This is a genomic window from Streptomyces sp. AB3(2024) (genome assembly GCF_041862025.1).
Classification (GTDB): domain Bacteria; phylum Actinomycetota; class Actinomycetes; order Streptomycetales; family Streptomycetaceae; genus Streptomyces.
Map to the genome: position 1 here is coordinate 25,035 of NZ_JBGWAB010000020.1, position 18,478 is coordinate 43,512.

Below are 18,478 nucleotides of genomic sequence, written 5' to 3' on the forward strand. Positions count from 1 at the left end.
GCCCGTGGTGCGCCCGGAGCCCGCCGAGCCCCGGAGACGGGCTCCGGGCACGGCCCCCGTACGGTGGTGGGGTGCACCGGTTTCTCCTGACCCCGCGCTGGTGGGGGATCAACGTCTTCGTCGCGCTCGCCATCCCCTTCTGCCTGTTCATGGGGACCTGGCAGCTCGGCCGGTTCGAGGACCGCGTCGGCAGCCACCGGGAGGCGAACGCGGAGCGGCCCGCCGACCAGGCGGCCGCACCGCTGGACTCTCTGCTCCCGGTCGACACGAAGACCTCCGGACGGCTCGCTTCGGCGGCCGGTGAGTACGGGCGGCAGCTGCTGGTCCCGGACCGGGTGCTCGACGGGAAGACGGGCTTCTACGTCCTGACCCTGCTGCGGACCGACGGTGGCAAGACCGTCCCCGTGGTCCGCGGCTGGCTGCCCGGGACGCCGGACCCGGCGAAGGCTCCGGCACCGCCGGCCGGGCGGACCGAGGTGACGGGTGCCCTGCAGTCCTCGGAGAACTCGGGGACCAAGGGCGTGCACGCACAGGGCGGGCTGCCGGCCGGGCAGGTCGGGGTGATCGGGTCGGCCACGCTGGTCAACCTGGTGCAGGACCCGCTCTACGACGCCTGGCTGACGGTGCAGACCCCGGCCGACGGAATGCTTCCGGTGCCGGCGAAGGCGCCGGTCAACACCGGTCTCGACATGAAGGCCTTCCAGAACCTCGGCTACACCGGCGAGTGGTTCGTCTTCGCCGGATTCGTGCTCTTCATGTGGTTCCGGCTCTACCGGCGCGAGGTCGAGACCCTGCGCGACGCCGAGGCGGGACTGCTCCCGGCGCCGGACGCCGCTCCCACGAGCACGCGGGCCGAAGCCCGGGCCTGAGCCCGGACCCCGCACCGGGGTCCGGTCCGCGAAACGGACCTGGCCCCGCCGGTCCGGCGCGTCCGGGCCGGACCGGACGCCGGCTCCGCGCTACGGCGTCGCCTGCGGGATGATCCCCGTCCGGTAGACCGTCCCGCCGCAGGCCTCGGGAATGGTGGTCCGGGTGACCGGATCGCCCGTGGCCGGGGTGTGCGAGACCGCCACTCCGCCCGGCTGGGCGTCCGTACCGCCGGTCTGCGGGTCCGGGCCCGGAGCGGCGGCGGCCGCGGCAGCGGTCCCGTCACCGCCCGGCGCGGCGGCGGGCGCTCCCGTGGCCGTCCCCGCACCGGCCGGCTGCGCGGCGTCGCCCTGCTGGGGCTTGGCCGACGGGCCGGGTGGTGCCGGGCAGGAGGCTCCCGAGGGCACCCAGGCGAAGCGCACCTCGTACGCCGTGTTCGGCTCCAGGAACAGCACCGGGGTCTCCGCCGACGGGTCGGGCAGCAGCCCGCTCACCGGGTCTCCCGCCGTGTGGCCGGTGACCGTCACCCCGGCGGACTGGGCGGGCGGCGGCCCGGCGGGGACCGCCGCGGCGGTCACGGTGTCCGGGCCGGTGACCGTACAGCCCTTGGCGGAGACGTTGGTGACCTTGAAACTGCCGAGCACCTTGCCGTCGGGCCCGGGGGCACGGGCGCTGCCGGCCACCCCGAGCTGTCCGGCGGTGCAGCCGGGGACGCCGGGGGCCGCGCCCACCGGGGGCGGGCCGTGGCCGGCTCCGTTCGCGGTGCCCGCGACGGTTCCCGCGTCGGACGGGCCGCCCGTGACCGTGCCGCCGGAGGGTGAGCCGCCGGCCTGCGGGGACGGCGTGCCGCCGGCACCGCCCGCCTCCTGGTCCGCGCCGGCGGGCTTCACGGTCTTCGGGCCGGTCCCGGTCCCGTCGCCGGAGCCGTTCTGGTGCGGGTCGGAGGGGCCTCCGGTCTTGCCGCCCTGCGCCTCGCCGTGACCGGCCATCGCCGAGTGTCCGGCTGCCGCGCCCTGGTCGGTGCCCAGGTGCAGCGCGGCCGGGATCGCGGTGCCGGCCAGCAGGGCCGCCGCGGCCGCCCCGACGAGTGCCTGCCGCTTGCGGGCCCGGCGGGCGGGCACCGCGTGGCGCAGCCGCTCCAGGGCCCCTTCGGAGGGCTCCAGGCCCTGCACGGCTCCGGCCAGCAGACTCCGCAGGACCTGCTCGTCACCGGTGCCCGGTGCGGCCGGACCCCGCGGGTTGTTCTCGTGGTCGTCCCTCATGACTGCGCTGCCTCCATCGCCACCCTCAGCGCGGCAATGCCCCGCGAACCGTACGCCTTGACCGAGCCGAGCGATATCCCGAGCGTCTCGGCGACCTGGACCTCCGTCATGTCCGCGAAGTAGCGCAGCACCAGCACCTCGCGCTGGCGGCGCTGGAGCCCGCGCATCGCCTTGATCAGGTCGTCCCGCTCCAGCTGGTCGTAGGCCCCTTCCTCCGCGCTGGCCATGTCCGGCATCGGCTTGGACAGCAGCTTGAGACCGAGGATGCGGCGGCGCAGCGCGGAACGCGAGAGGTTCACGACGGTCTGGCGGAGATAGGCCAGTGTCTTGTCGCGGTCGCGCACCCGGTTGCGGGCCGAGTGGACGCGGATGAAGGCCTCCTGGACCACGTCCTCGCAGGAGGCCGTGTCGTCGAGGAGCAGTGCGGCCAGGCCCAGGAGGGACCGGTAGTGGGCCCGGTAGGTCTCGGTGAGGTGGTCGACGGTGGTCCCGGCCACGACCGGCGCGCCGTCGGCCGCCGTCTCTGGCAGCGTCCCGGCGGGCACGGCGGCGGGCGCCGTGGTGTCCGGTGCGTCGGACGATCCGCCGGCCGGTCCGGCGGACCGTTCCGTGGCCGTGCTGTCGCGGGGTGCGGGCACGCGCCCGCCGAGGGGCGGCAGGACGGGCGGAACGGCGGCCGGAACGCTTGCCGGCGGGACGGGAACGATCACGGGGAAGCCGCCGGAGCCGCCTGCCGCGAGCGAGCGGCGGCGCGGGGGAACGATCCCCGGGCGCGCCGGTACGACGGCGTATTCCAACAGTGCCTCTGCCACGCCGGTTGGACACGCGTCCCCCCGTGAGGGTTGTACGCGTGCGGCAGAGTAACCAGCAATTTCCCCATTGCCTTCATGCGTACCCGCTCTTCCCGATTGCCCCATTTATCCAGACGGCAGTCGGGCCATCACCTTGATCAAGGGATCGAGACCGATCCTACAAAGCGAATTACGCGAATTCACCCGCAATCAGTTCCGAGATCTGCGTGGCATTCAGCGCCGCGCCCTTGCGCAGATTGTCCGCGCACACGAAGAACTCCAGGGAGCGGGGGTCGTCGAGCGAGGCCCGTACCCGTCCCACCCACGCCGGATCCGTACCCGCCGCGTCGGCGGGCGTGGGGAACTCCCCCGCCTCCGGATCGTCGACGAGCACCACCCCGGGCGCCGCCTCCAGGATCTCCCGGGCGTGGCCGGCGTCCACCTCCCGCTCGAAGCGGGCCCGAACCGTCAGGGAATGGCCGGTCACCACGGGAACCTGTACGCAGGTCACCGCGATCGGCAGCGTCTCCAGCCCCAGGATCCGCCGGGTCTCCGCCCGTACGGCCAGCTCGTGCGAGGACCAGCCGCCCTCGCGCAGCTCCCCGGACCAGGGCACCACGTTCAGCGCGAGCGGAGCCGCGAAGGGGCCGGTGTCCTCCCCCACGGCCCGGCGCACGTCCCCGGTCTGCTCCCCCAGGGAGCTCCCGGCGACCAGCGACAGCTGGCGGCGCAGCGCCTCGGAACCGGCCCGGCCGGCCGCGCTGGCGGCCTGGTACGAGGAGACGGCCAGGTCGGCCAGTGCGTACTCGGCGTGCAGCGCGCCCAGGGCGGCGATCATGGCGGCCGTCACGCAGTCCGGGCCCGCGACGATCCCGCGCGGCCGCATCCGTACGGCGTGGCCGTTCACCTCGGGCACCACCAGGGGCACCTCGGGGTCTTCCCGGAAGGCGGCGGACTGGTCCACCACGACGGCACCGCGCGCGGTCACCACGGGGGCCCAGCGCGCCGACACCTCGGCCGGGGTCAGGAAGAGCACGACATCGCCCACGCCGAAGCCGTCGAAGGCGTCCTCGGTGAGGGCGAGCACCTCGGTCTCCTCCCCACGGACGGCCAGCACGCGGCCGGCCGAGCGCGGGGAGGCGATCAGGCGGATGTCGCCCCAGACGTCCGCCCGCTGGGACAGGATCTGGAGCAGGACCGAACCGACGGCTCCGGTCGCCCCGACCACGGCGAGCGCCGGGCCGGAGGACCGGGGCGCCGTCATCGTCCGGTGCCTCCGTAGACGACGGCCTCGTCGCTGTCGGAGTCCAGGCCGAAGGCCGTGTGCACCGCGCGGACGGCGTCGTTGACGTCGTCCTGGCGGGTGACGACCGAGATGCGGATCTCGGAGGTGGAGATCAGCTCGATGTTCACGCCCGCGTCGGACAGCGCCTGGAAGAAGGAGGCGGTGACGCCCGGGTTCGTCTTCATGCCCGCGCCGACCAGGGAGATCTTGCCGATCTGATCGTCGTAGCGCAGCGAGTCGAAGCCGATCTGGCCCTTCGCCTTCTCCAGGGCGTCGATGGCCTTGTGGCCCTCGGCCTTGGGGAGGGTGAAGGAGATGTCGGTCAGGCCGGTGGAGGCCGCCGACACGTTCTGGACGATCATGTCGATGTTGATCTCGGCGTCCGCGATGGCCCGGAAGATCGCCGCGGCCTCGCCCGGCTTGTCCGGGACGCCGACGACCGTGATCTTGGCTTCGGAGACGTCGTGAGCGACTCCGGAGATGATGGCGTGCTCCACCTGCGCGTCCCCTTGCGGATTCTCGTTGCTGACCCAGGTGCCCGGCAGTCCCGAGAAGGACGAGCGGACGTGGATCGGGATGTTGTAGCGGCGGGCGTACTCGACGCAGCGGTGCAGCAGCACCTTGGAGCCGGAGGCCGCGAGCTCCAGCATGTCCTCGGAGGAGATCCAGTCGATCTTCCGGGCCTTCTTCACGACGCGGGGGTCCGCGGTGAAGACGCCGTCGACATCGGTGTAGATCTCACAGACCTCGGCGTCCAGCGCGGCGGCGAGCGCCACGGCCGTGGTGTCCGAGCCGCCCCGGCCGAGGGTGGTGATGTCCTTGGAGTCCGCGGACACACCCTGGAAGCCGGCGACGATGGCGATGTTGCCCTCGTCCAGCGCGGTGCGGATCCGGCCCGGCGTCACATCGATGATGCGCGCTTTGTTGTGGACCGAGTCGGTGATCACGCCTGCCTGGCTACCGGTGAACGACTGGGCCTCGTGGCCCAGGTTTTTGATCGCCATGGCCAGCAGGGCCATGGAGATGCGCTCTCCGGCGGTCAGCAGCATGTCGAATTCGCGCCCCGCAGGCATCGGAGATACCTGCTCGGCGAGATCGATCAACTCATCCGTAGTGTCGCCCATCGCGGAAACCACGACGACCACCTGGTGGCCGTTCTTCTTGGCGTCCACGATCCGCTTGGCGACGCGCTTGATGCCCTCGGCATCGGCTACGGAGGAGCCTCCGTACTTCTGCACGACAAGGCCCACGTGCGCTCCTCGCTCGGTCCGTCTCATTGCTGGTGCAGTCTAACGAGCGGTCGGGATCCGACCGCCCCGTGCCACATCATGAGACGAAAGGATCAGCGCCCCGGTTGCCGTCACTTGCGGCCGAGCCGCCCCAGCTCCTCGGCCATGACCAGTCCGGCCTGCTCCGCGAGCTCCTCCTCGGGCAGGTCCTCGTCCGTGTCGAGGCCGTCGAGGGCGGCCAGCGGCTGGTCCAGGCGGACGTGCGCGATCAGCGACTGGAGGGCGCGCAGGGTGGCCGAGGCCGTCGGACCCCAGTTGGTGAAGTACGAGAACTGCCACCACCACAGCGCCTCGGTGATCCGGCCGGCCTGGTGGTGGATGAGGCCGTGGCGCAGGTCGGCGACCACGTCGGCCAGGTCGTCGGAGATCCGGTGCGCGACCGGGGCCTTGCGCGGCTCGTACGGGTCGAAGACCTCGGAGTAGACGTCGACCGGCTCCAGCATGACGGCGAAGCGCTCGCGCAGGTCGTCCACGTCCGGCTCCGGGCCCAGGTCGGGCTCGTAGCGCTCCTCGGGGAGGACGTCCTGGTACGCGCCCAGCCGGCCGCCCGCCAGCAGCAGCTGGGACACCTCCAGGAGGAGGAAGGGAACGGCGCTGTCCGGGTCCTCGCCCTTGGCCACCTCGGTGACCGCGACGATGAAGGATTCGATCTGGTCCGCGATCGAGGCCGCGAAGTCGTCCGGATCCTGTCCGAGGGCGTGCAGCGTTGCGTCAGACATCGAGAAGTCGCCTTCCTTCAAAGGCCCGCCCGAGCGTGACCTCGTCCGCGTACTCCAGATCTCCCCCGACGGGGAGCCCGCTGGCCAGGCGGGTGACCTTGAGGCCCATGGGCTTGATCATGCGGGCGAGGTAGGTGGCGGTCGCCTCGCCCTCCAGGTTCGGGTCGGTCGCCAGGATCAGCTCGGTGACCGTCCCGTCCGCGAGGCGCGCGAGCAGCTCGCGGATGCGCAGGTCGTCCGGGCCGACGCCCTCGATCGGGCTGATCGCGCCGCCGAGGACGTGGTACTTGCCCCGGAATTCGCGGGTCCGCTCGATCGCGACGACATCCTTCGGCTCCTCGACCACACAGATGACCGTCGTGTCGCGGCGCGGGTCACGGCAGATCCCGCACCGCTCCTCCTGCGCCACGTTCCCGCACACCGCGCAGAACCGGACCTTGGCCTTGACCTCCAGCAGTGCGTGCGCGAGGCGGCGGACGTCGGTCGGTTCGGCCTGCAGGATGTGGAAGGCGATCCGCTGCGCGCTCTTGGGCCCGACGCCGGGCAGCCTGCCCAGTTCGTCGATCAGGTCCTGGACCACGCCTTCGTACAACGGACTGCCTTCTTTCTCTGGTCTTCTCTGTTGGTCTTCGGGACGTCTCCGGTGCCCGTGCCACCGGGAGCCGGGCCCCGCTCGGGCACGGGTCCCGGAACCGGGTCAGAACGGGAGGCCGGGGATCCCGCTGCCGCCGCCCAGGCCCTGGGCCAGCGGTCCCAGCTTCTGCTGCTGGAGCGCCTGCGCGTTCTCGTTGGCCGCCTGGACCGCCGCGACCACCAGGTCGGCGAGGGTCTCGGTGTCCTCCGGGTCCACGGCCTTCGGGTCGATCACCAGCGTCCGCAGTTCACCGGAGCCGGTGACGGTGGCCTTGACCAGACCGCCTCCGGCCTGGCCCTCGACCTCGGCCAGAGCCAGCTCCTCCTGCGCGGCGGCGAGGTCCTGCTGCATCTTCTGGGCCTGCTGGAGCAGCTGCTGCATGTTGGGCTGGCCACCACCGGGAATCACAGGTGCTCACTCCATACGTCGTCGCTACGACCTTCGGGAACGCTCGGTCAATCCGAGCCTACGTGCTCCCCGCGCGCCGCGCCCTACGCCGGGAGGACCAACTCTTTCGAGTGAGAGTCGGGGCGTGCGCGTACCTGATGGCGCCCTCCGTGTGGGCGGAAAACCCGGGATTCGTTGTCCATCGCGCGTCATTCGAAGGTAGGAAGAGCATGCGCATCATTGCGCACACGCGCACCACAGAGACGTCAGCGCAGGCAGAGGGAGTGCCGGGTGAGTCAGCCGGAGATGCAGCCCGAGGGGCCACCCCGGGATCCCGCGGAGGACGGCGACGGCGACCTGACCGGCCGGCCGTTCCCGCTCGGGGACTGGGGCGAACCCGCGGAGCGGCTCGACGAGCTCTACCGCCGGGTGGAGGCCGACGCTCTGCGCACCGCCGAGTGGTACCTCTCCGACCGGGCCTGGAAGCGCCGGGGCGCGCGGACGCTGCGGGCCGGCGCGGCCCTGGGCGCCGTCGCGGGGGCCGCGATGCCCCTGCTGGAGCTGACGGGCTCTGCGCCGGGCGTGGTTTCGTACGGGTACCTGTCGCTGCTGCTCGCCGCCGCGTGCCTGGCCTGCGACCGGTTCTTCGGGCTGACCTCGGGCTGGATGCGGGACGTCGCGACCGCCCAGGCGGTGCAGCGCCGCCTGCAGACCCTCCAGTTCGACTGGGCCTCGGAGAACGTGCGGGAGGTGCTGGGCCCGACGGAGGGCACCGCCGGCGAGGCCGCGGAGCGGTGCCTGACGGTGCTGCGCCGGTTCTCGGAGGACGTCACGGAGCTGGTGCGTTCCGAGACCGCGGACTGGATGGTGGAGTTCCGCGCGGGTCCGGCGCCGCTGGTGATGCAGTCCCTGGCCGGGGCCCCTGTCCGCCCGGACGCGTACGTGCCCCCGGCCCGGTTCCCGCTCCCGCCGGGCACCCGCCCGAACATGCCCCGCCAGCGGCCGCCGGAGCAGCCCCGCTGAGGCACGGGCACGGGGCGCCGCCCGGTGCCCCGTGCCCCGCAGCCGCGGCCGGGCGGCCACTCAGCTGAAGATGATCATCGATCCCTGTCCGAGGCTTCGCGTCGCCGCCGCGTGCAGCCCCAGCCACACGTGCCGCTCCCGCGCAAAGGGGCTCGCGTCGTACGGAATCGGCCCGGCCGGCTCCTCCAGCGATGTCGGCCCGCCGGGCGGCGCCGGCGCGGCCGGCGGGTTCCCCGGGTCTATCCCGATCGCGGGGGCCACGAAGGCCAGCTCCCGCAGCAGCCCCTGCGCCGATCCCAGCGGGCCGCCCCCCGCCAGCAGCTCCTCGTTGGCCAGCGGAGCCGGGAAGTCCACCGGGACGTACGCCCCGGCGTGGTCGTAGTGCCACACCAGGTGGGACTGCTGCGCCGTCGGCTCGAACATCTCCAGCAGCTGCTCGTAGTCCCCGCCGAGCTCGTCCACCGGGGTCACCGGCAGCCCGCAGATCTGGAGCAGGTACGCCCGCCGCAGGAAGTGCAGGGCGTCGTAGTCGAAACCGGCCACCGGGGCCACGTCCCCGCTCAGGCCCGGCATGTAGGCGAACACGGGCACCGATGGCAGACCCGCCTCGCCCAGCGCCTTGTCGTACGAGGCGATCTCTTCCGCGAAGGGGTTGTCGGGGCTGTGGCACAGCACGTCGACAAGGGGGACCAGCCACAGGTCACAGGCCATGCGGACTCCGATCAGTCGTTGCCGCCGATCCGGTCAGAGTAGTGCTCCGGACACCCTCCGCGAAGGGGTGCGCAGAACCCGGGAGAACCCGGGACGGCGGGCGGGCGGAACCGGGGGCGGCCACGGCGGCCCCTCAGAGCCCGGCGGCCCAGTCCAGACCGTGCTGGTTGTAGGCGCGCACGAGGCGCCGTACCTCGTCGGCGTCGGCCAGTGTCACGGCGTCGACCAGCTCGTTGTGCCCGTCCCACAGCGTGGTCCGCAGCTCCGGCGACCCCTGGAGGTGCGGTACGGAGAAGACCCAGCACTGGATCCGGATCCGGTGCAGGAACTCGGAGATGTACGGGTTGCCGACCAGCCCGCTGAGCTCCCGCCAGAACCGCAGGTCGTAGCCGATGAGCACTTCGAGCGAGCCGCTCTGGGCGGCCCTGCGCGCCTCCTCCCCGCGACGGCGCACCGACACCAGCATCTCGGCCGCTCCGGACGCGACGCCGCGTTCGACGAGGCAGCGGAAGATGCCGTCGAGGATCAGCGTGCGGGCCTCGATCATGCCCCGGAAGTCGTCGACGGTGTAGGTCCGCACCCGGAACCCGCGGTGCTGCACCGACTCCAGCAGCCCCTGGGCCGAGAGGTCGACCAGCGCTTCGCGCACCGGGGTCGCGGAGACCTCGTACTGCTCGGCGATCTGCTTGACCGTGAACTCGGTCCCCGGCGGCAGACGGCCCGCGAGCACCTCGTCGCGCAGCGCGTCCGCGATCTGCTGCCGAAGTGTGTTGCGGGTGACGGCTCCGCTTCCGCTGCCTGGCATAGGGGTCCGTCTCCTCCGTAGATCTTCGGACACCTTAGGCCAGGCAGCGCGGCTGAAACCGATCGGTTACACGGCCGATATACGGATGTACCGCCCGTTATCCGGACGATCCGGCGTCCGGCCCCGTCGGACTACGCGCCCGCGGTGTGCCGGTCGGCGACCGCCAGGGCCTCGTCGAGGAGTGCCAGACCCTCCTTGGCCTCGGTTTCCGTGACCGTGCAGGGCGGGACGACGTGCGTCCGGTTCATGTTCACGAACGGCCACAGACCGGAGGCCTTGCAGGCCGCCGCGAATTCGGCCATCGGCGCGTTCGCGACACCGGCCGCGTTGTACGGGACGAGCGGCTCGCGCGTCTCCTTGTCCCGTACGAGTTCCAGCGCCCAGAAGGTGCCGAGCCCGCGCACCTCGCCGACGGACGGGTGCCGCTCGGCGATCGCGGCCAGGCCCGGGGCGATCACCTCGGCGCCGATGCGGGCGGCGTTCCCGACGATGTCCTCCTCCTCCATCGCGTTGATCGTCGCGACGGCGGCGGCGCAGGCCAGCGGGTGCCCGGAGTAGGTCAGTCCGCCCGGGTAGGGGCGGGTGGCGAAGGTCTCGGCGATGGCGGCGGAGATGGCCACGCCGCCCAGCGGCACGTATCCGCTGTTCACGCCCTTGGCGAAGGTGATCAGGTCCGGGGTGACGTCCCAGTGCTCGGCGGCGAACCACTTGCCGGTGCGGCCGAAGCCCGACATGACCTCGTCGAGGATGAAGACGATGCCGTTGCGGTCACAGAGCTCGCGCACCCCGGCCAGGTACCCGGCCGGCGGGGTCATGATCCCGGCGGTGCCCGGCACCGACTCCAGGATGATCGCGGCGATGGTCGCCGGGCCCTCGAAGGCGATGGTGTCGGCGAGGTGGGCGAGGGCGCGCTCGCACTCCTCGGCCTCGGTCGTCGCGTGGAAGGGCGAGCGGTAGAGGAACGGGCCCCAGAAGTGCACGACCCCGGCGGCGGCCGTGTCGGAGGGCCAGCGGCGCGGGTCACCGGTCAGGTTGATCGCGGCGGCGGTGGCGCCGTGGTACGAGCGGTAGGTGGACAGCACCTTCTGGCGGCCGGTGTGCAGCCGGGCCATCCGGACGGCGTTCTCCACGGCCTCGGCGCCGCCGTTGGTGAAGAAGATCTTGTCCAGGTCACCGGGGGTGCGCTCGGCGATGAGGCGTGCGGCCTCGGAGCGGACGTCCACGGCGAAACCGGGCGCGAGGGTGCAGAGCCGGGCGGCCTGCTCCTGCACGGCGGCGACCACCTTGGGGTGCTGGTGGCCGATGTTGGTGTTGACCAGCTGGGAGGAGAAGTCGAGGAAACGGTTCCCGTCGTAGTCCCAGAAGTACGAGCCCTCGGCCCCGGCGACGGCCAGCGGGTCGATCAGGGCCTGGGCGGACCACGAGTGGAAGACGTGAGCGCGGTCGGCGGCCTTGACGGCCGCACCGGTGACATGAGGGGTCATGCCGTCACGCTAGAAGTGCGCAGGTCGGAAGGGATATCGGCGGACTGTATGGGGGTGGGCGCCCGCCCTCGGCAGTCTGTCTGCCGAAACCGCACATTGACAGCACACTCCCAAAATGACAGCCTCTTGTCATACAGCTCTCGTCAGAGACCCCTTGCGATCCGGAGGCGAGCACCATGAGCGGAACCCCGAGCGGGCCCCGGCCCGAGTCCAAGCCCGTCCACCTCGCGGTCTACGACACGTACGCGGACTGGGAGACCGGCCACACCACGGCGCACCTCGCCCAGCGCGGCCACACGGTCCGTACGGTCGGCCCCGCCGCCGGGGTGCCGGTCACCACGATGGGCGGGATCCGGATCCAGCCCGACCTGGCCCTCGCGGACCTGCGCCCCGAGGACTCCTCGCTGCTGATCCTGACCGGCGCCTCGCTCTGGGAGACGGGTGACGAGCTGGCCCCGTTCGCCGCGAAGGCGCGCGCGTTCCTGGCGGCCGGGGTCCCGGTCGCGGCGATCTGCGGGGCCACGGCGGGCCTCGCCCGCGAGGGCCTCCTGGACGGGCGCGCCCACACCGGCGCGGCCTCCTTCCACCTGGCGCAGCAGCCGGGGTACGGGGGCGCCGCGCACTACGTGGAGGCCGACGCCGTCACCGACGGCGACCTGATCACGGCGGGTCCGACCGAGCCGGTGGCCTTCGCCCGCGAGGTCTTCGCGCGGCTCGGCGTCTACCGGCCGGACGTACTGGACGCCTGGTACCGGCTGTTCCACGACTCCGACGCGAGCGCCTACCCGGTGCTGATGGCCGCGGCGGAGGCCGGAGATGCCTGAGCCACTGCCTCCGCTCTCGCTGCGGGAGCGGCAGGACCTGCTGAGCGGCACGGCGCTCGGCGTCTTCCGCCTCAACGGGCAGTTCCTCGCGCTGTCGGAGGAGCTGGCCCGCCCGGCCGGGCTGACAGCGGCCCGGTGGCAGGTCCTGGGGGCCGTGCTGCGCGAGCCGTTGCCGGTCGCGGGCATCGCGCGGGCCATGGGGATCACCCGGCAGAGCGTGCAGCGGGTGGCGGACCTGCTGGTGGCCGACGGCCTCGCCGCGTACGCCCCGAACCCGGCCCACCGCCGCGCGAAGCTGCTGCGCCCGACGCAGGAGGGGCGCGCCGCGATCGCCCGCATCGACCCGGGCCACGCCGACCTGGCCACCCGCCTGGCGGCGGAGCTGGGCGACGAGGCCTTCGCCGAGACGACCCGCGTCCTGGACCACCTCTCGGCGGCCTTGACCACCATCACCGAACATGAATCCGGCCCCGATTCCGGCCCCGCCGAACCGGAGTCCAGCCCCGCCGGCGATTGAGGCGCGGGGGTCCGGGGGCGGAGCCCCTGGGGCTTTGAGCCGCACCGCAACACCCCCGGCGCCGCGCGGCGGTCGGACCCGCGCGGACCGGACCGGCGCGATACTCCCCCTCCCCCGCGGAGCGAACTACGCTCGGCCCGTCGGCCCGCCCCCGGGGGAAGGACCAACCGCCGATGGAACCGCTGCACCCCACCGACCCCCAACACGTCGGCCCGTACCGCGTCCTGTCCCGCCTCGGCGCCGGCGGCATGGGCCAGGTCTATCTGGCCAGGTCCGACCGCGGCCGCACCGTCGCGGTGAAGCTCGTCCATCCCGGACTCGCCCTCCGCGAAGAGTTCCGCGCCCGGTTCCGCCAGGAGGTCGCGGCCGCCCGCCGGGTCGGCGGCGCGTGGACCGCTCCCGTCCTCGACGCCGACACCGAGGCCGAAGTCCCCTGGTTCGCCACCGGGTACATCGCCGGGCCGAGCCTGCGCCGGGCCGTGGCGCACGACTTCGGCCCCCTTCCCACCCGTACCGTGCTGATCCTGGCCGCCGGACTCGCGCACGCCCTGCAGGACATCCACCGCGCGGGCCTCATCCACCGCGACCTGAAACCGTCCAACGTCCTGCTCACCCTCGACGGACCCCGCGTCATCGACTTCGGCATCGCCCGCCCGCTCGACACCCGCGACGCGGGTCTGACGCGGCCGGGGGAACTGGTCGGCTCGCCCGGGTTCATGGCTCCCGAGCAGGTCCGCGGCGAGGCGGTCACTCCGGCCTGCGACGTCTTCTGCCTCGGCGCCGTGCTGGCCTACGCGGCCACCGGGCGGCTGCCCTTCGGCGACGCGGAACACCCCGGCGGGGCCGCGGGGCTGCTGTTGCGCATCGTGGAAGCGGAACCCGAGCTGGACGGCGTACCGGCCGAACTGCGGGAACTGGTCGCGGACTGCCTGCGCAAGGACCCCGCGGCGCGGCCCGATCCGGCGGCGGTCCTGGACCGGGTCGGGGCGGGCGGCACGGTGGCGGACGGGCGCGCCCTGGAACCGTGGCTTCCGGCGCCGCTCGTGGACCGGCTCGGACGGCACGCCGTACAGCTCCTCGACCGCGAGGACTCCGGTCCGCGGCATGTCGTCCTCCCGACCCCCACCGCGGTGGCGCCCCCGCCCCCGGCCCTGCCCCCGTCGTACTCCTACGGGCCGCCCGCCGAACCGGCGCCCCGGCCCCACGCGGCGTCGACCGCCTTCCTGGTGGCCGTCGCCGTCGTGGTCGCGGCGGCGGCGGGCGGCACGGTGTACGCGGTGATGAGCACCACCCCGGCCCCCCTTCCTGCGGGCCCGGCGGTCACCGCCTCCGCCTCGTCCGCGCCCACCGGGGCGGGCCCCGCGGACCCCAAGGACCCCGGAACCGGCACCTCCACGGGCAGCGGCCCGGCCGCCCGCCTCCCCCAGCCCTACGCCGGCACCTGGCGGGCCGCCTCCGGCAGCGCGACCTGGCGCCTGGACCTCACCCCCGGCGCGGTCGGCGAACCCGTGATGACCCTGCGCGTGGACGACCCCGGCTACTCCTGCTCCTGGCGAGCCACCCTGCGCGGCGCCCCCGACCCGGTGGAGCTCGACGCCTCCACCCTCGTCTCCGGAACCCCTCCCACCTGCACTCCCGGCGGCCGGAGCCGGCTGCGGCTGCTGCCCGACGGCACCCTGCGGCGCGAGCTGGAGGGGGGATCGAACCCCCCTCTCACGTATCACCGGGAGTAGTCGGCAGCCGATTGTGTCGAAGTCAATAAGACTGCAAGCAAAGCTTGTTGCGTACGAGGAGGCCATCGCACACTGCGGCACATGGAGCCGTTGAAGGTAGTGGCACAACTGTGGGAGCGGATCGAGGCACGCGACTGGGACGGCGTGGCCGCGCTCATTGCCGAGGACGCGGTCATCGAGTGGCCGGTCAGCGGCGAGCGCATCGTCGGCAGGGCCAACTTCGTCGCCGTGCTCCGCGACGAGGGGGAGGACTCCGCGGACGACGAAAGGTCCCTCGGCGCGGTCGAGGTGCTGCGCATCCTCGCGGACGGGGACCTCGTCGTCACCGAGGTGGAGATACCCGAGGAGCACGTCGTCTACCGGGCCGTCTCCTTGTGGACCGTGTGCGACGGGGAGATCGTCGGCGCGAGGGAGTACTGGACCAGCCCTGGACAAGACCCTGCGCCCCGCTGGAGAGCCGTTTACGTCGAACCGCTGGTGGCAGACTGAGCCGTGTGCTCACGCAACTCGCCGCGGCTACCGGCGTCTTGGCCCTGCTCACTCTCGTCCCCGGCCCCGACATGGCCATCGTCACCCGGCGGGCCGTCTCACGGGGACGGGCCGACGGGCTGCGCACCGTCGGCGGGATCGCCGCCGGGCTGCTGCTCTGGGGCGCCCTGACCGTGGCCGGTCTCGCCGCACTGCTCGCCGCCTCGGCCGAGGTCTACCTGGTGGTCAAGCTCGCGGGCGCGGCGTACCTGTGCTTTCTCGGCATCCAGTCCCTGCGCCGACCGGGGGGTGGCTCGGAAGGCGGCCCCGACGGGGCCGCGAGCGGTGCCCGCGGCGGGAGCGGGAGCGCCTGGCGGACCGGCCTGGTCAGCAACGCCCTCAATCCGAAGATCGCCGTGTTCTACACCGGGCTGCTGCCCACCCTCGCGCCGCACGGCCTGCGCCCGGCGGCGGGGATGGCGCTCCTCGTCCTGGTCCACGTGCTGCTGACCCTGCTCTGGCTGAGCACGTACGTCTACGTCCTGTCGCACGCCCGGCGGTTCTTCACGCGCCCGCGCGTCCGCCGGACGATGGACCGGGTGACGGGGGTCGTGCTGATCGGCTTCGGGGTGCGCGTGGCGACCTCGGCGGCGTAGCTCCGGGGAGGGAGGGCGGGAGAGGGCGGAGGGCCGGCGGGGCGGAGGGGCTGCTACCCGAGGAGGGTCTCCAGCTCCCCGGCGATGGCGGCGCGCAGCCCGTCGTGCCGGGGCGCGAGGGCGTGGCGCTCGCCGCGCCAGCACTCCTCGTCCTCGTAGAGCCAGACCGGCATCCCGACGAGGTCGTCGGGCTCCCAGTCGTAGCGGGGCCAGATGTGGGCGTGGAGGTAGGGGTCGGTGTTTCCCAGGATCTCGATGTTCACGCGGCGGAAGGCCGGGTCGAGGCGGGCGCAGGCGCGTTCGACGGCCTCGGCGAGGCGCTCCAGGTCGGTGAGGTAGGCGATGCGGCGGGACCGGGGCAGCTCGGAGAGGCGGGTCACGGCCGGGTCGTCGGTCAGCAGGACCGAGTAGCCGGGCAGGAACTGCCGGTCCCCGATGGCTGCGAACCCCGAATCGAGGCGGCGCAGGACGGTGGGGTTCTCGCCCCGGTGCGCGCTGCCGATGCGGTCGCGCCTCCAGTCATTCGTGTTCATGCCACGGACCCTAACGCAGCGCCGGCGAGCGGCCCTTGGGGTCGGGTTCCGGGTCGGCTCCCGGTCGGGTCCCGGGTCGGATCCCTGTGGGCTCGCGGTGGGCTCACGGTGGGTGGCCGAGGTCGTCCGGCTGGCTCTGAGGTAGTGCCTGTCATACCTGAGAGCTACGGAGAAAGGCCGCTCCGGAGCGTGACGCCGACCAGGGGGGCTGATTCCTAACTTCGTTGGGAGAGCGGGTGATTGCCCGCTCTCCCAACGAAGTCAGGGAAGAAGGGCACGCCATGACCATGGGCAGCCGCATCCGCCGCACTCTGCTGGCCGGCCTCGTCGCCGCGGCCGTCGTGGTCCCCGTGTCCGCGGCGGCCTCACCGAAGGTTCCCGCGCCCGTCCCGGCGTCCTTCGCCCCGTCCGCGACGGTGCAGAGCCGCTACACGGCGAACCTCGCCGCGATCGGCGAGGCCTCGCGCATGGCTCGGGACGCGGGGCGGACCGGCCGCGCCGAGAAGCTGCGGACGATGGCGGCCGCCGCGCCGGGGCAGCAGGGCGGGGCGCAGTTCCTGACCTTCGACGGCCGGGGGCAGGGGCGTGCCATAGAGGTGCTGGGCGATCTGGGCACCGCCGACCGGATCGCCGTCCTGGTGCCCGGCTCGGACACGACGCTGGACACCTACCAGCGCTTCCGCGACGGTGCGCGCTCCCTCCAGCAGCGGCTCCAGCGGGAGCATCCCCGCTCCGCGGTGGTCGCATGGCTCGGGTACGACACCCCGGGGACGGTCAGCACCACGGTCCTGACGGCCGCCCGCGCCGAGGAGGCAGCCGTCGAACTGGGGCCGTTCCTGAACCGGTTGGGGGAGATGACCGGCGCCGACGCCCGGATCTCCCTGCTGTGCCACTCGTACGGCTCGGTGGTCTGCGCCCGGACCGGGACCGGCCCCCGTGTGGGCGACGTCGTGCTCTACGGGAGTCCCGGCACGGGTCTCCCGTCCGCCGACCGGATGCCGACCGGGGCGCGGGTGTGGGCCGGCCGGGGCAGCGGGGACTGGATCAGCGAGGTTCCCCATGCCCGCTTCGCCGGTCTCGGTTTCGGTACCGACCCGGTGGATCCCGCCTTCGGTGCCCGGCTCTTCGCGGCGGGCTCCGCCGGACACAGCGACTACCTCAAGCCCGGCATGGAGTCCCTGGACAGCCTGGCCCGCATCGTCATCGGCCCGGCCGCCGGCTCCGCTGGTTTCACCGGCCCCGTCGCCTCCCCCACCCGCCAGGAGGCCTCCCATGCGTGAGCTCCGCACCCGCTGGTCCGCCCTCGCGGACCGCGTCGACAGCGCGACTCCGGCTCACCGGGACCGGTCCGTGGACGCCCTGCGGGCCTTCGCGATCCTCGGGGTGGTACTGGGCCACTGGCTGGTCACCGCCCTGACCGTCACCGACGGCAGCCTGCACGGCGCGAGCCCGCTGGCCGCCATGCCCTGGCTGGCCCCGGTGTCCTGGGTGTTCCAGACCCTGTCCGTGTTCTTCCTGGTCGGCGGTCATGTCGCCGCGCAGGGCCACGCCTCGGCGAAGGCGCGTGGAGTCTCGTACGGCGCCTGGGTCCGACAGCGCCTCGGGCGGCTGTTCCGGCCGGTGGCCGCGGTGCTGACGCTGTGGGCGATCGTGGCGGGCGGGCTGCTGCTGGGCGGCGCCGAGCCGGAGACCGTGCGGACGCTGCTCAAGCTGGTGTGGTCGCCCCTGTGGTTCCTGCTGGTGTTCGCCGCGCTCACCGCGGCGACCCCGCTGGTCGCCCGGATCAGTCCGCTGTGGCCACTGGCCGTGGTGGCCGGGGCGGACGCGTGGCGGTTCGGCTTCGGCGGGCCGGAGTGGATCGGCTGGGTCAATGTCGCCGCCGGCTGGCTCGTCCCCTACACCCTGGGCGCGGCCTGGTCCCGGGGGGCCTTCTCCCGGCGCCGGCAGTCCCTGTTCCTGCTGGTCGGCGGCGGGGTCGCCACCGCCGCGCTGATTCTCTGGGGCGGGTACCCGGCCTCCATGGTGGGGGTGCCGGGGGCTGCCGTGTCCAACCTGAACCCGCCGACGCTGGCCGCCGTCGCCTTCGGCCTGGCCCAGTGCGGGCTGGCCCTGCTGGTGCGCGGACCGCTGGCCCGGGTCATGAGGCGGCCCCGCACCTGGGCGAAGGTGGCCCTGCTGAACCTGTCCGCGATGACCGTCTTCCTGTGGCACCAGACCGCTTTGATGACCGTGACCGCCGTCGGGCTGCTGTTCTCCACCGATCTGCCCGGACTCCACACCACGCCCGGCTCGGTCGGCTGGATCTTCGCGCGACTGCTGTGGCTGCCGGCGTTCGCGGCCGCCCTGACCGTCTGCTGGTCCGCCTTCCGGGTACACGAGCAGCCTCGGGCCGCCCGCACCACGCGCACGGCCGTGATCTCCGCGGCACCGCGGGTGCCGGTGCCGCGGTCGGCCCGGTTCGAGGAGGCCGGCCGTGTTTAGGGTGATCCG

At 73.2% G+C, this 18,478-nt stretch carries 20 protein-coding genes; 9 read left to right on the plus strand and 11 right to left on the minus strand.

Going from position 1 to position 18,478, the window contains the following annotated elements; translation table 11 throughout:
* Positions 1 to 71 precede the first annotated feature (71 nt).
* Positions 72 to 869, plus strand: coding sequence for an SURF1 family protein (locus ACEPPI_RS11470; protein WP_373915121.1), 798 nt, complete (start codon positions 72 to 74; stop codon positions 867 to 869).
* A 90-nt stretch (positions 870 to 959) separates the two neighbouring features.
* Here ACEPPI_RS11470 and ACEPPI_RS11475 read toward each other — a convergent pair whose 3' ends face one another.
* From ACEPPI_RS11475 to ACEPPI_RS11505, 7 genes are all read right to left on the minus strand, one after another.
* Positions 960 to 2,129, minus strand: a complete 1,170-nt coding sequence (locus tag ACEPPI_RS11475; protein ID WP_373915122.1) for a hypothetical protein — start codon at positions 2,127 to 2,129, stop codon at positions 960 to 962.
* The gene (locus tag ACEPPI_RS11480; RefSeq protein ID WP_373915123.1) at positions 2,126 to 2,941 is read right to left on the minus strand and encodes a SigE family RNA polymerase sigma factor; all 816 of its coding nucleotides are present in this window, start codon (positions 2,939 to 2,941) and stop codon (positions 2,126 to 2,128) included. Before ACEPPI_RS11480 ends, ACEPPI_RS11475 begins: the two co-directional genes overlap by 4 nt.
* 169 nt (positions 2,942 to 3,110) lie before the next feature.
* Entirely contained in the window at positions 3,111 to 4,184 is a 1,074-nt protein-coding gene (locus ACEPPI_RS11485) for an aspartate-semialdehyde dehydrogenase (RefSeq protein WP_373915124.1), read from the minus strand.
* Positions 4,181 to 5,455: an aspartate kinase gene (locus ACEPPI_RS11490; protein WP_266840016.1), complete on the minus strand. Its 1,275-nt coding sequence runs from the start codon at positions 5,453 to 5,455 to the stop codon at positions 4,181 to 4,183. Before ACEPPI_RS11490 ends, ACEPPI_RS11485 begins: the two co-directional genes overlap by 4 nt.
* 110 nt (positions 5,456 to 5,565) lie before the next feature.
* Complete coding sequence (locus ACEPPI_RS11495; protein ID WP_373915125.1) at positions 5,566 to 6,213, minus strand: DUF5063 domain-containing protein; 648 nt, start codon at positions 6,211 to 6,213, stop codon at positions 5,566 to 5,568.
* Positions 6,206 to 6,805, minus strand: coding sequence for a recombination mediator RecR (gene recR, locus ACEPPI_RS11500; protein WP_030228593.1), 600 nt, complete (start codon positions 6,803 to 6,805; stop codon positions 6,206 to 6,208). The genes ACEPPI_RS11495 and recR overlap by 8 nt, the downstream gene beginning before the upstream one ends.
* 105 nt (positions 6,806 to 6,910) lie before the next feature.
* Positions 6,911 to 7,255, minus strand: coding sequence for a YbaB/EbfC family nucleoid-associated protein (locus tag ACEPPI_RS11505; RefSeq protein WP_373915126.1), 345 nt, complete (start codon positions 7,253 to 7,255; stop codon positions 6,911 to 6,913).
* Between the two features lie 270 nt (positions 7,256 to 7,525).
* Between ACEPPI_RS11505 and ACEPPI_RS11510 the strand changes: the two genes are divergently transcribed.
* Positions 7,526 to 8,257 (plus strand): SLATT domain-containing protein, encoded by a 732-nt coding sequence (locus tag ACEPPI_RS11510; protein ID WP_373915127.1) that lies wholly within the window; start codon positions 7,526 to 7,528, stop codon positions 8,255 to 8,257.
* Between the two features lie 60 nt (positions 8,258 to 8,317).
* On the opposite strand, the gene ACEPPI_RS11515 is transcribed toward ACEPPI_RS11510, so the two are convergent.
* From ACEPPI_RS11515 to ACEPPI_RS11525, 3 genes are all read right to left on the minus strand, one after another.
* Positions 8,318 to 8,968, minus strand: a complete 651-nt coding sequence (locus ACEPPI_RS11515) for a hypothetical protein (RefSeq protein WP_266840022.1) — start codon at positions 8,966 to 8,968, stop codon at positions 8,318 to 8,320.
* A 133-nt stretch (positions 8,969 to 9,101) separates the two neighbouring features.
* A complete protein-coding gene (locus ACEPPI_RS11520; RefSeq protein ID WP_373915128.1) occupies positions 9,102 to 9,773 on the minus strand; it encodes a GntR family transcriptional regulator in 672 nt (223 codons plus the stop codon).
* 131 nt (positions 9,774 to 9,904) lie between these two features.
* Complete coding sequence (locus ACEPPI_RS11525; protein ID WP_373915129.1) at positions 9,905 to 11,257, minus strand: aspartate aminotransferase family protein; 1,353 nt, start codon at positions 11,255 to 11,257, stop codon at positions 9,905 to 9,907.
* A 176-nt stretch (positions 11,258 to 11,433) separates the two neighbouring features.
* On the opposite strand from ACEPPI_RS11525, the gene ACEPPI_RS11530 reads away from it, so the two are divergent.
* From ACEPPI_RS11530 to ACEPPI_RS11550, 5 genes are all read left to right on the plus strand, one after another.
* Positions 11,434 to 12,081, plus strand: a complete 648-nt coding sequence (locus tag ACEPPI_RS11530; protein WP_373915130.1) for a DJ-1/PfpI family protein — start codon at positions 11,434 to 11,436, stop codon at positions 12,079 to 12,081.
* Positions 12,074 to 12,598, plus strand: coding sequence for a MarR family winged helix-turn-helix transcriptional regulator (locus ACEPPI_RS11535; protein WP_373915131.1), 525 nt, complete (start codon positions 12,074 to 12,076; stop codon positions 12,596 to 12,598). The genes ACEPPI_RS11530 and ACEPPI_RS11535 overlap by 8 nt, the downstream gene beginning before the upstream one ends.
* A gap of 173 nt (positions 12,599 to 12,771) precedes the next feature.
* Positions 12,772 to 14,331: a protein kinase gene (locus tag ACEPPI_RS11540; protein ID WP_373915132.1), complete on the plus strand. Its 1,560-nt coding sequence runs from the start codon at positions 12,772 to 12,774 to the stop codon at positions 14,329 to 14,331.
* A gap of 81 nt (positions 14,332 to 14,412) precedes the next feature.
* A complete protein-coding gene (locus ACEPPI_RS11545) occupies positions 14,413 to 14,820 on the plus strand; it encodes a nuclear transport factor 2 family protein (protein ID WP_373915133.1) in 408 nt (135 codons plus the stop codon).
* Positions 14,821 to 14,825: 5 nt separating this feature from the next.
* A complete protein-coding gene (locus ACEPPI_RS11550) occupies positions 14,826 to 15,455 on the plus strand; it encodes a LysE family translocator (RefSeq protein WP_373915134.1) in 630 nt (209 codons plus the stop codon).
* Between the two features lie 53 nt (positions 15,456 to 15,508).
* Here the strand turns inward: ACEPPI_RS11550 and ACEPPI_RS11555 are convergent, their stop codons facing one another.
* On the minus strand, positions 15,509 to 15,988 hold the full coding sequence (locus ACEPPI_RS11555) for an HIT family protein (RefSeq protein WP_373915135.1): 480 nt from the start codon (positions 15,986 to 15,988) through the stop codon (positions 15,509 to 15,511).
* A gap of 281 nt (positions 15,989 to 16,269) precedes the next feature.
* On the opposite strand from ACEPPI_RS11555, the gene ACEPPI_RS11560 reads away from it, so the two are divergent.
* Positions 16,270 to 17,268 (plus strand): alpha/beta hydrolase, encoded by a 999-nt coding sequence (locus ACEPPI_RS11560; protein WP_373915136.1) that lies wholly within the window; start codon positions 16,270 to 16,272, stop codon positions 17,266 to 17,268.
* Positions 17,261 to 18,469, plus strand: coding sequence for an acyltransferase (locus tag ACEPPI_RS11565; protein ID WP_373915137.1), 1,209 nt, complete (start codon positions 17,261 to 17,263; stop codon positions 18,467 to 18,469). Before ACEPPI_RS11560 ends, ACEPPI_RS11565 begins: the two co-directional genes overlap by 8 nt.
* Positions 18,470 to 18,478 lie beyond the last annotated feature (9 nt).